Raw genomic sequence first — 11587 nt, 5'->3', positions numbered from 1 at the left:
CTCGCCACCTGGCCGGCGGAGGCGGGGAACTCCATGTGGTGGTGCGGGATCGCCACAGCGCTTGGCAGAGGCCCTCTCCGGAAATTTGGGATCGGGCGAGCGCGCCATTCATCCGGGCATGGTTGAGGACCTCGCCGTCGCGACCCGTGATCTGTACCAGCAGGCCGCACAGCGCCTACCCGGGATCAGCCGACCGCATGTGCAGACCACCAGGGCCATTCGGAGGCTCTGCTGTGGCGGCTGCCGCCGGCCGGGCCCCACGCCAGGCAAAGTGGACAAGTCGCCGCGCACCAGGCGGCGACAGGGCTCTGGGAGGACCGCATGACCGCTTCGTCACCCGCCACCGACGTACCTCCGGCCCGGTACGACGACCTGCGGGCGCTGGTGATCAACTGCACCCTCAAACGCTCGCCGGAGACGAGCAACACCCAGGGCCTGATCGACCGCAGCACCGCAATCATGGAAGCCCAGGGAGTCCACGTCGACGTCGTCCGGGCCGTCGACCACGACATCGCCACGGGCGTATGGCCCGACATGACGGAGCACGGCTGGGAGACCGACGCCTGGCCGGACCTCTACCGTCAGGTCATGGCCGCCGACATCCTCGTGCTGGCCGGCCCGATCTGGCTGGGCGACAACAGCTCCGTGACGAAGCGGGTGATCGAACGCCTCTACGCCTGTTCCAGTCTTCTCAACGACGCAGGACAGTACGCCTATTACGGCCGTGTCGGCGGCTGCCTGATCACCGGCAATGAGGACGGCGTCAAACACTGCGCGATGAATGTCCTCTACAGCCTGCAACACCTGGGTTACACCATCCCTCCCCAGGCCGACGCCGGATGGATCGGTGAGGCCGGCCCCGGCCCCTCCTACCTCGACCCGGGCTCCGGCGGCCCCGAGAACGACTTCACCAACCGCAACACCACGTTCATGACCTGGAACCTGCTGCACCTGGCCCGGGCATTGAAAGATCTCGGTGGCATCCCCGCCTACGGCAACCAGCGCACCGCCTGGGACGCCGGCTGCCGCCACGACTACGAAAACCCGGAACACCGGTAGCGGCACCCGCAGGGAAACGGACCATCTCGACCCGGCGTCGGTCAGATGCCGTGCACGCCGCGAACGCCCGCACCCCCCGTTATCTTCTTCGCGGTCCTGCAAGAGGGCCGCTGGCCTCCGGGCCCGGCATGACTGTTCCCCCCTGTCGAACCGATGACCTGGGGGGTGGTGTCACCGGGCCCGAGAGGCGCCGTTGGAGACGCTGATGAGAGGTCCGACTACCGCCTGGCCTGGCGCAGTGCCCGGCCGCTTGCGGGCGGCAGGTCTGCATAACGTGGATGCGCGCATACGACGCCAACGCCCTGGCCAGCACCGCACGAACCCCGTTCGGGAGGATGAGTTGGACGAAATCGACGGCGTAGGCGTCTTCCTCGGCCTGGACGTCGGCAAGAGCGCCCATCACGGGCACGGCCTCACCCCGGCCGGCAAGAAGGTCTTCGACAGGCAACTGCCCAACAGCGAGCCGAAGCTGCGGGCCGTCTTCGACAAGCTGGCCGCGAAGTTCGGCACTGTGCTGGTGATCGTGGACCAGCCCGCCTCCATCGGAGCCCTGCCCCTGACCGTTGCCCGGAACGCCGGCTGCAAGGTCGCCTACCTGCCCGGACTCTCTATGCGGCGGATCGCCGATCTCTACCCAGGCGAGGCGAAGACCGACGCGAAGGACGCCGCGGTGATCGCGGACGCCGCCCGCACCATGCCGCACACCCTGCGCTCGCTGGAACTGACCGACGAGATCACCGCCGAACTGACCGTCCTGGTCGGCTTCGACCAGGACCTCGCGGCCGAAGCCACCCGCACCTCCAACCGGATACGCGGCCTGCTCACCCAGTTCCACCCCAGCCTGGAGCGTGTCCTTGGCCCGCGCCTGGACCACAGTGCCGTGACCTGGCTGCTGGAACGCTACGGATCCCCGGCCAGCTTGCGAAAGGCCGGTCGCCGCAGGCTCGTTCAGGTGATCCGGCCCAAGGCTCCGCGCATGGCTGCCCGGCTGATCGACGAGGTCTTCGACGCTCTCGACGAGCAGACCGTCGTGGTCCCGGGCACCAGCACCCTCGACGTCGTGATCCCGTCCCTGGCCCGTTCGCTCGCCGCCGTCCACGAACAGCGACGAGCCCTGGAAACGCAGATCGGGCAGCTGCTGGAGGCTCACCCTCTTTCCGCAGTCCTGACCTCGATTCCGGGGGTCGCGGTCAGGACCGCCGCCACCTTGCTGGTCACCGTCGGCGACGCAACCAGCTTCCCCACCGCCGCCCACCTGGCCTCCTACGCCGGCCTTGCCCCGACGACCAAGTCGTCCGGGACCTCGATCCACGGCGAACACGCGCCCAGAGGCGGCAACCGGCAGCTCAAACGCGCGATGTTCCTGTCCGCGTTCGCCGCCCTGCACGACCCCGCCTCCCGCACCTACTACGACCGATGCCGGGCCCGTGGGAAGACCCACACCCAGGCACTTCTCCGCCTAGCCCGCCAGCGGATCAACGTGCTGTTCGCGATGCTCCGCGACGGCACCTTCTACGAACCAAGAACCCCACGCCTCGCTTGACGAAAGACATAGAGGCCCCCCGGCACCAGCCGCCCGCGTCCCGTCAGCCCACCGCACAACCGGACCCGAGGAGGCGGCCCGTCCCACGGCTCACCACAACGCGGCGCTTCCTGCCTGCCTGCCTGGAAATAGGAACGCGCCGCTTCCATAAGCGCGTTCGGGCTCGCGTCCGGCAGGCCTTCGCCCGGATGAAGGGCTGAAATATCCCGCGTGACTGGCGAATCGCCGTCATGTTCCATGCGCCCGAGTAACCTCCTCTATTACTGCGCTTCTTCGCGGCGGGCCTTCGGCTCGTCAGTCGGCAGAGGATTTCAGCAGGCTCCTCCGGATCCGAGCCGAGGCCTTCACTGAGATACCAGTGACGATCGGCAACTGACTTCCCATCACATTCAGACCTCTTCTGAGCTCGCGCACATCCTGAGCCTGCAAGATCTCCGGGTGCAGCATCGTCGCCCTCACCTACGCGGCCCTCGGGTATCCCGCGAGCCCAGCAGGTCGGCAGGAAGTGCACTCCGATGATGGAGCCCGTCGGCCTCACCTCAGTCGACCCTCAGCCGAACCGCACAAGGCCACGTTCAGGCACCATCCCGATCGAGACCCGCTCATGAACCGTGCGGCGGGGACGTCCGTCGGGCCGCGCGACCGTGTAGGCATTGATGCCAATATGCCCCTTTAGGTAGTAAAAGTGACGTGGTGGTATGTCCACTTTTGCACTAAAAACTACCCTTTAGCATTATTGGCGGCGTGCGCGGAGTTACGCCTATATTGCAAGGCATTCATGCAAAATATCGCACTCTGATACGCGATCGGGCGGCATTCCAACCCGTATCCCATTCAGTGAACCGCGTCACACGAACGGACGCGGGCCCCGAGATCCGCTGAGCCCCACTTCCCTTCTGCGCAAAGAAGATTGGGCTTTTCGATCAACGAGAGCGGCGGGTTCCGGTCGCCAGACACAGGGCTCTCACATTTCGCGATCACAATTCTGGTCTTGTTCCGTCCGCGCTTTCTCGCCTAATGTCACCGTCAATCCGGATGGAACGCCGAATCCTGCCGCTGTCCGGAATCCCTCCCACCCACTCGATTACGCACGGCAGGAGCGGGGGACCCAGGTAAGCCGCCGATCTGGTTTCCGGAACGGCTCGGGGTGAAGTCGCATTCCTAGTGCGACCGGACATCTCCCGTCCGAACCCGACAGCTCACCTCGTAGGCGACGGAGAGGAATGCGCCATGCCCGCAAAGGGAAAGCACCGCCGCACCAAGTCCATCTCGTTCACCCGGGGACTCGCCGCCGCAGGCACAGGCGCGGCTGTGCTCGCTCTCCCGGTGCTCGGCGCGACCAGCGCCGTCGCGGCGACGGCCGCCCCGGCCGCAAAGAGCGCCGCGGCCCCCGCGACGTACGTCGTCGCCGCGGGCGACACCCTCAGCAAGATCGCCCGAGAGCACTCTCTGAGCGGCGGCTGGAAGCAGCTGTACCAGGACAACCGAGCCACCCTCGGTGACAACCCGGGGCTGATCCACCCCGGTGTCAAGCTCACGCTCGGCAAGAAGAGCACGGCCGAGCCCGCGCAGAAGCCGGCCGCCTCCAGGGCGTCCGCCGAGCGGGCCGACCGCTCCGAGGTCCGGACCACGCTCGCCGCCAAGCCTGCCGCTGCCCCGGCGAAGAAGTCCTACACCAACGACCTCGACGGCTGGATCAAGGAGTCGCTCGACATCATGGCCCAGCACAACATTCCCGGCTCCTACGACGGCATCCACCGCAACATCATGCGCGAGTCCTCCGGCAACCCGCTGGCCATCAACAACTGGGACTCCAACGCTGTCAAAGGAACCCCGTCCAAGGGACTCCTGCAGGTCATCGACCCCACGTTCAAGGCTTACCACGTGCCCGGCACCTCGATGAACAGCTACGACCCGGTCGCCAACATCACCGCCGCCTGCAACTACGCGGCCCACCGGTACGGCTCGATCGACAACGTGAACAGCGCGTACTGACAGTCGGTTTGGGCTCCGCCCCGGCTCAGCGCGGAGAGGACGCCGCAGTCCACTCGGCCTGAACGGAGCCCCAGCGACTGCCGGTTGAAGCGCATCGATGATGTGTGGCCCTGAAGTCCCGTAAGCACGAAGGGACTTCAGGGCCCTTTTGCATCCCGCCCAACCCCTTGCGCGCCATCACCCCCGTGCATATCCTCCCCGCGAATCGAAGCGCTTCGACAACGTGGAGAAACAGCATGGCAGACCCACACCCGGTCATCCCCGGGTTCCACCCGGACCCCAGCGTCTGCCGCGTCGGCGACGACTACTACCTCGCGTGCTCGAGCTTCGAGTACGTCCCCGGGGTGCCGCTCTTCCACAGTCGCGACCTGGTGCACTGGCGGCAGATCGGCAACGTCCTCGACCGGCCCGGCCAGCTGCGGCTGCCCTGGGACACGCCCTCCTCGGCCGGGATCTACGCGCCGACGCTGCGCCACCGCGACGGCCGCTTCTGGCTCATCACCACCAATGTGAGCGAGGGTGGCGGCAACCTGCTCGTCTGCGCCACCGACCCGGCGGGCCCCTGGTCGGACCCGGTCCCGCTGCCCGGCGTCCCCGGCATCGACCCGGATCTCGCCTGGGACGAGGACGGCGCGTGCTGGGTCACGGTCGCCGGGATCTCCCAGGTCCGTATCGACCCGTACACCGGCGAGACGTTCGGCGAGCCGCGCCCGCTGTGGTCCGGCACGCCGGGCGCCAAGGCCCCGGAGGCGCCGCACCTGTACCACGTGGGCGACCACTGGTACCTGCTGATCGCCGAGGGCGGCACCGAGCGCGGGCATGCCGTCTCCGTGGCCCGCGGCCCCGCGCCCACCGGCCCCTTCGAGCCGTGTCCGGCCAATCCGGTCCTGACCCACCGCAGCACCGACGAACCCGTCCAGAACACCGGCCACGCCGATCTGGTGCAAGCGCCCGACGGCACGTGGTGGATGGTGTTCCTCGGGGTGCGGCCGCGCGGCGGCACGCCCGGCTGGCACGTGCTCGGCCGCGAGACCTTCCTCGCGCCGGTCACCTGGGAGGACGGCTGGCCGGTCGTCGGCCCGCCGGCGACGGCCGGGCCCGCGCCCGCCTGCGCCGAACGCTTCACGGACGACTTCGACGACGCCGATCTGCAGCCCTCCTGGATCTCGCTCCGCCACCGCTCCCCGCGGCACTGCACCACGAAGGAACGGCCGGGCCGGCTGACGCTCCACGCCCTCGGGGGCGGCCCCGACGCCGCCGACGTCACCTTCGTCGGCCACCGGCAGCAGCACCTCTCCTGCCGCGTCCGCGCCCACCTCGACCCGGCGGACGGCACCGGCGGCCTTGCGGTCCGGCTCGACGAGCGGCACCACTATGAGATCGAGGCCGACGCCACCGAAGTACGGGTGATCGCCCGCGTCGGACCACTGCGCACCGTGGTGGCCTCCACGTCCCGGGCGACGGCCGGCGGGCCGCTCGTGCTCGGCGTCGACGTGACCCCCACGGACACCCCCCGCGACGCGCGCACGGGCCCCGACACGCTCGCGTTCGGCGTCGAGGATCCGCACGGCACGTTCACCGCACTCGCGGCCCTCGACGGCCGCTATCTGTCGACCGAGGTGGCCGGCGGGTTCACCGGCCGCGTCATCGGCCTGTACGCCGCGGCTGGCACCGCCCACTTCGACTGGTTTCGCTACGAGCCGCTCGGCATCTGAACTCGACCGCTGACGTGACCACCGAACGGGCTACAACTCCCGCACCACGTAGGGGCGTTCTGTTCCCGCCACCTCCACCGTGACCGCCCCGTCGACGGCGTCCCGGCGCACCCGGTACGCGGCGGCGGGGCTCCCGTCGTGGTTCGGCACCGTCACGGTCACGTCTCGCGCGCCCGGCGCGACGAGCAAGGTGACGCCGTCGGTCCAGTCGCCGTCGGGGCGCCGGTCGTCCGCGCCGAGCGGGACGGCCGCGCCGGGACGGACGAACAGCGGCAGGCTGTCGAAGCCGTGGGTCTCGCGCAGCCAGCGCCCGCCCTCGACCCGCTCCCCCGTCAGCAGCCGCGTCCACGTGCCCTCGGGCAGATAGAACTCGACATCGCCGTCCGCCGAGAACACCGGCGCGACGAGCAGGTCGGGGCCGAGCATGTACTGGCGGTCCAGGACCCGGCACGTAGGGTCGTCCGGGAAGTCGAGGAGCATCGGGCGCATCACGGGGACGCCGGTGCGGTGCGCCTCGACCGCCGCCCCGTACAGGTACGGCATGAGGCGGTGCTTGAGGCGCGTGAACTTCCGTGCCACGTCCACCGCTTCCTCGCCGAATGCCCACGGCACGCGGTACGAGACATTGCCGTGCAGGCGGCTGTGCGAGGAGAGCAGGCCGAAGGCGAGCCAGCGCTTGAAGACGGCCGGGTCGGGGGTGCCCTCGAAGCCGCCGATGTCGTGCGACCAGAAGCCGAAGCCCGACAGGGACAGGGAGAGGCCGCCGCGCAGCGACTCCGCCATCGCCGTGAACGAGGCGAAGCAGTCACCGCCCCAGTGCACCGGGAACTGCTGGCCGCCGGCCGTCGCCGAGCGGGCGAAGACGACCGCCTCTCCGCTGCCGCGCTCCTTCTCCAGCAGCTCGAAGACGGTGCGGTTGTAGAGGTGCGCGTAGTAGTTGTGCATGCGCTCGGGGTCGGAGCCGTCGTGCCAGACGACGTCGGTCGGGACGCGCTCGCCGAAGTCCGTCTTGAAGCTGTCGACGCCCATGTCGAGCAGGCCGCGCAGCTTGCCCGCGTACCAGTCGCGCGCGCCCGGGTTGGTGAAGTCGACGAGCGCCATGCCGGGCTGCCACAGGTCCCACTGCCAGACGTCGCCGTTCGGCTTGCGGACCAGATGGCCCGACGCCAGTCCCTCGTCGAAGAGTGGGGACTTCTGAGCGATGTACGGGTTGATCCACATGCTGATGCGCAGGCCGCGCGCCTTGAGGCGGCGCAGCATGGCGACCGGGTCGGGGAAGACGTCCGGGTCCCAGGTGAAGTCGGACCACTGGTACTCGCGCATCCAGAAGCAGTCGAAGTGGAAGACGGTGAGGGGGATGTCGCGCTCGGCCATGCCGTCGACGAATGACGTGACCGTCTCCTCGTCGTACTCGGTGCAGAAGGAGGTGGTGAGCCACAGGCCGAACGACCAGGCCGGCGGAAGGGCGGGGCGGCCGGTGAGGGCGGTGTAGCGGCGCAGCACGTCTTTCGGGGTCGGGCCCGCGACGACGTAGAACTCGATCGACTGGTCCTCGACGCTGAACTGGAGCTGGCCGACGGACTCCGTGCCGATCTCGTAGCCGACCTTCCCGGGGTGGTTGACGAGGACGCCGTAGCCGCGGGAGGAGAGGTGGAACGGGATGTTCTTGTAGGCCTGTTCGCTGCTGGTGCCGCCGTCGGCCTGCCAGATGTCCACCGTCTGGCCGTTCTTGACGAACGGGGTGAAGCGTTCGCCGAGGCCGTAGATGTGCTCTCCGACGCCGAGCGCGAGTTGGGCGACCATGTGGTGGGCGCCGTCGGGGGTGGTGGCGAAGGCGGTGCCCTTGTGTTCAACAGCCGTCAGTCGGCGTCCTGTTGAGGAGTCGAGGAATTCCAGGCCCCACTCCCCTGCCGTGTCCAGGCGGACGGTGAGCGGGCCCGTCTTCAGCTCGGTGACCGTGCCCTCGCGGGTCACCTGTGCGCCGGCGCCGCCTTCGGAGGGCAGCAGCTCAAAGTCGGGGCCCCTGTGCCGTTTGCCCGCGTGGTGGGTGAAGCGGACGCCGATGACGCCCTCGGCGGGGGCGAAGCAGTCGATGGTGATCAGAGGCTGGTTGAGGGTGTCGCCGCGGTCGCGGACGTGCCGGACGGCGGCGTACGCGGTGAACCGGTCGTCGGCGGCCAGGATCTGGCGGACCTCGGTGGCGTACGCGGCGTGGACCCCGTCGCGCATCAGCCAGAAACCGTCGGTGAACTTCATACGGTGGTCCCCCGTGGGATGAAGGTGAGCCGGGCCAGACGGACCTCGCCGCCGAGCCGCACGCGCAGGTCACGTACTCCGTGGGCGGTGAAATCGGCGTCCAGTGTGACGTAGCTGTACGGGCCACCGGTTGCCGGGACGGTGACCGTGCCGCCGTCCCCGATCGCGACGGTGCCCGCGCCCGCGACCGTCAGGCGCACTGCGCTGACTCCGTCGGCGCCCAGGTCGCAGGCGCTGTAGAGGAGTTCGGCGTCGGGCCCGGTCGCGGTGACGGCGTCGCCGGACGTCTTCGTGCGGTCGACGATCGCCGTGCCGCGCTGCTCGTCGTACGCCGCCGCGTCCAGGCCGTCGACGAGCACAGGCCGGGGCGCGGGCTCGTCGCCGTCGAGGGTCAGGCGCGTGGTGAGGCGGATGTCCTCGCTGGAGGCGCCGACGAGGAGTTCGAACGTGCCCGAGGTGACGCTCCAGCGGCCGCGGGCGACGTCCCAGTGGCCGAGGTCGGCGACGGGCACGGAGAACGTGACGCGCTCCGACGCCCCAGGCGCGAGGGCGATGCGACGGTGCGCGAGGAGCTGCCGGCGCGGGCGCGGCACGGGCATGCCGAGCGGGCGGACGTACAGCTGCGGGACCTCGTCGGCCGGGGTGGTGCCGGTGTTGGTGACGGTGAAGGTGCACTCAAGTGTGTCCGCGCCGCGGTGCACGAAGAGTCCGTCGTAGTCGAACGAGGCGTAGGACAGGCCGTGCCCGAAGGGGTACAGCGGTGTGCCCTCGAAGTAGAGGTAGGTCTGGCGGGAGCCGATGACGTCGTAGTCGAGCAGGTCCGGCAGGTCGCTGTCGACGGCGTACCAGGTCTGCGGGAGGCGTCCGGCGGGGCTGACGTCGCCCGCGAGGACCCGGGCGAGGGCACGGCCCGCGGCCTGTCCGCCGTGGGCGGTCCACAGCAGGGCGGGGAGTTCGGTGTCCGCGTCGGGCACGGCGTAGGGGTAAGCGCTGATCAAGGCCAGGGCGGTGTTCGGGTTGGCGGCGCGGGCCGCTCGCCACAGCCGGTCCTGGTGGTCGGGGAGGGCGAGCGTCGTGCGGTCCTCGGTCTCGCGGCCGTTGATGTGCGGGTCGTTCCCCGCGACGACGATCACCACGTCGGCGTCGGCGGCTGCCCGCGCCACGGCGTCCGCACCGCGCTCCACGTACTCCACCTCAAAAGCCGTGCCCTGCTCGGCAACCTTCACGCCGTCGGCGGCGACAGCGACGTACCGGCCCGTGCCCGTGTGCCGCAGGAGGTGAGCGTTCCCGTGCTGTTCCAGGGTGTACGTCTCCTGGACGACCCAGCCGCCGGGCTGCTCGGCGGACGCCCGCACGAAGCCGTCCTCGGCGACGGACAGGTAGCGGCCGTCGGGTGCGCGCAGGGTGAGGACGTCGTTCCCCCAGTCGACGAGGGCGAGTTCGGTGCCCGGTTCGGTGGCGGTGGTGAGCGGCGGGAGGTCGGTGCGGCCGGCGAGGAGGGCGGGGTCGAGGGCGCCCTCGGCACCGCGCACGCTCGCGTCGGCGTCGCTCTCGGGCACGTACAGCCATCCGGCGTCGCACCGCAGCCGCACCCGGTCCACGCCCTCCGCGAACGTGACGTGCTCGGTGCCGAACCGCTCGCGGAGGCCGTCGAGCGGGGTGGAGCGGTGGATGAGGGTGCCGCTGTACCAGTCCGTCTTGCACTCGTCGGCGAGCAGGCCGACCAGGGCGATGCGGGCGGTGTCGGGCAGCGGCAGCAGGCCGTCGTTCTTGAGCAGCACGACGGCCTGCTCGGCGGCCTCTTGCGCGAGGGCGCGGTGTTCCTCCGTGTCGAAGGCTCCGGCGCCTTCGAAGGGGTCGCGGTCCTCGAACTCGCCGAGGCGTAGCCGCACATCGAGCTGCCGGCGCACCGCGGTGTCGATGTCCGACTCGGAGATCAGGCCCTGGTCGAGGGCGCGGCGGATCCGCCCGGTGATCGTCGAGGAGTCGGTGCCGTGGTCGGTGAAACTGTCGACGCCCGCGACGAGGGCGGCGGCGGTGGCCTCCTCGTGGGTGTCGAAGTAGTGCTCGGAGTCGACGAGGTTGCTGGGCGCGCCCGCGTCCGAGCACACGAGGAGTTCCTGGCCGGTCCAGGTCCGCAACTGCTCGCGCAGATAGGGCGATACGTGGTTGGGCCGGCCGTTGACCAGGTTGTAGGCGGGCATGACGCCGGCGACGGCGCCCGCCTCGACGGGGGCGCGGAAGGCCTTGAGGTCGTACTCGTGCAGGACGCGGGGGCGGACGGAGGAGTTCGACGTGTCCCTGAGCGTCTCGTTGTTGTGGGCGAGCCAGTGCTTGAGGACGGGGGCGGTGCGCCAGTACGTGGGGTGGGTGCCGCGCAGGCCGCGCGTGTAGGCGGTGGCGATGGCAGCGGTGAGGTGCGGGTCCTCGGAGTAGCCCTCCTCGTTGCGGCCCCACAGCGGGTGGCGGAGCAGATTGACCGTGGGCGCCCAGACATTGAGGCCGATCCGGTCGTCGCGCTCGCGCATCGCGCGCACCTCGGCGGAGACGGCGTCGCCGATCCGCCGCACCAGGTCGTCGTTCCAGGTCGCGCCGAGCCCGACGGACTGCGGGAACACGGTGGCCGGGCCCATCCACGCAACGCCGTGCAGTGCCTCCTGCCCGGTGCGGAACGCGGCGAGGCCGATCCGCTCCACACCCGGCGTGAACTGGTGCAGCAGCGCGATGCGTTCGTCGAGCGTGAGCCGGGACAGCAGGTCGTCGACGCGCTTGTCCGTGGGCGGTGCCGCGTCCGGGTGGAGCGGGAGTCTTTCGGTCACGTGCGGGTCCCTTGGCGAAAGAGGTCAGTGAATCTTCGAAGCGCTTCGATGCTCCGTAGTCAGGTTGGCAGGTGTCAAGTGGCCGACAGGGAAAGCACGTTCAGGAATTCTGTGCACCGCTCTTGTGACCGTGGAAGCACTCCCTTAGCCTCGCTGCAACATCGAAGCGCTTCGACAAATGCGCGACGCGTTCCCCGAAG

General features: G+C 69.7%; 6 protein-coding genes and 1 riboswitch. Of the genes, 4 read left to right on the top strand and 2 right to left on the bottom strand.

All coding sequences use genetic code 11. From position 1 onward, the window contains the following. Positions 1-321 precede the first annotated feature (321 nt). From OHA58_RS38250 to OHA58_RS38235, 4 genes are all read left to right on the top strand, one after another. Positions 322-1059, top strand: a complete 738-nt coding sequence (locus tag OHA58_RS38250; RefSeq protein ID WP_405484512.1) for a flavodoxin family protein — start codon at positions 322-324, stop codon at positions 1057-1059. Positions 1060-1399: 340 nt separating this feature from the next. Further along, positions 1400-2602: an IS110 family transposase gene (locus OHA58_RS38245; protein ID WP_405484510.1), complete on the top strand. Its 1203-nt coding sequence runs from the start codon at positions 1400-1402 to the stop codon at positions 2600-2602. 1031 nt (positions 2603-3633) lie between these two features. Next, a riboswitch (cyclic di-AMP (ydaO/yuaA leader) is annotated at positions 3634-3828 on the top strand. Between the two features lie 4 nt (positions 3829-3832). After that, a complete protein-coding gene (locus tag OHA58_RS38240) occupies positions 3833-4597 on the top strand; it encodes a transglycosylase SLT domain-containing protein (RefSeq protein ID WP_405484508.1) in 765 nt (254 codons plus the stop codon). 236 nt (positions 4598-4833) lie between these two features. Next, positions 4834-6312 carry a glycoside hydrolase family 43 protein gene (locus OHA58_RS38235; RefSeq protein WP_405484506.1) on the top strand — a complete coding sequence of 493 codons (1479 nt, stop codon included), beginning with the start codon at positions 4834-4836 and terminating at the stop codon, positions 6310-6312. 30 nt (positions 6313-6342) lie between these two features. Here the strand turns inward: OHA58_RS38235 and yicI are convergent, their stop codons facing one another. Both yicI and OHA58_RS38225 read right to left on the bottom strand, forming a co-directional pair. After that, positions 6343-8568 (bottom strand): alpha-xylosidase, encoded by a 2226-nt coding sequence (gene yicI / locus OHA58_RS38230; protein WP_405484504.1) that lies wholly within the window; start codon positions 8566-8568, stop codon positions 6343-6345. Beyond that, complete coding sequence (locus tag OHA58_RS38225) at positions 8565-11387, bottom strand: glycoside hydrolase family 3 C-terminal domain-containing protein (protein ID WP_405484502.1); 2823 nt, start codon at positions 11385-11387, stop codon at positions 8565-8567. Before OHA58_RS38225 ends, yicI begins: the two co-directional genes overlap by 4 nt. Positions 11388-11587: the final 200 nt, after the last annotated feature.

Source organism: Streptomyces sp. NBC_00009, from assembly GCF_045040855.1.
In the GTDB taxonomy this organism is placed as follows: Bacteria; Actinomycetota; Actinomycetes; order Streptomycetales; family Streptomycetaceae; genus Streptomyces; species Streptomyces aureus.
The sequence above is the reverse complement of the archived record's forward strand: the minus strand, read 5'-3'. Positions and strand labels throughout refer to the sequence as shown.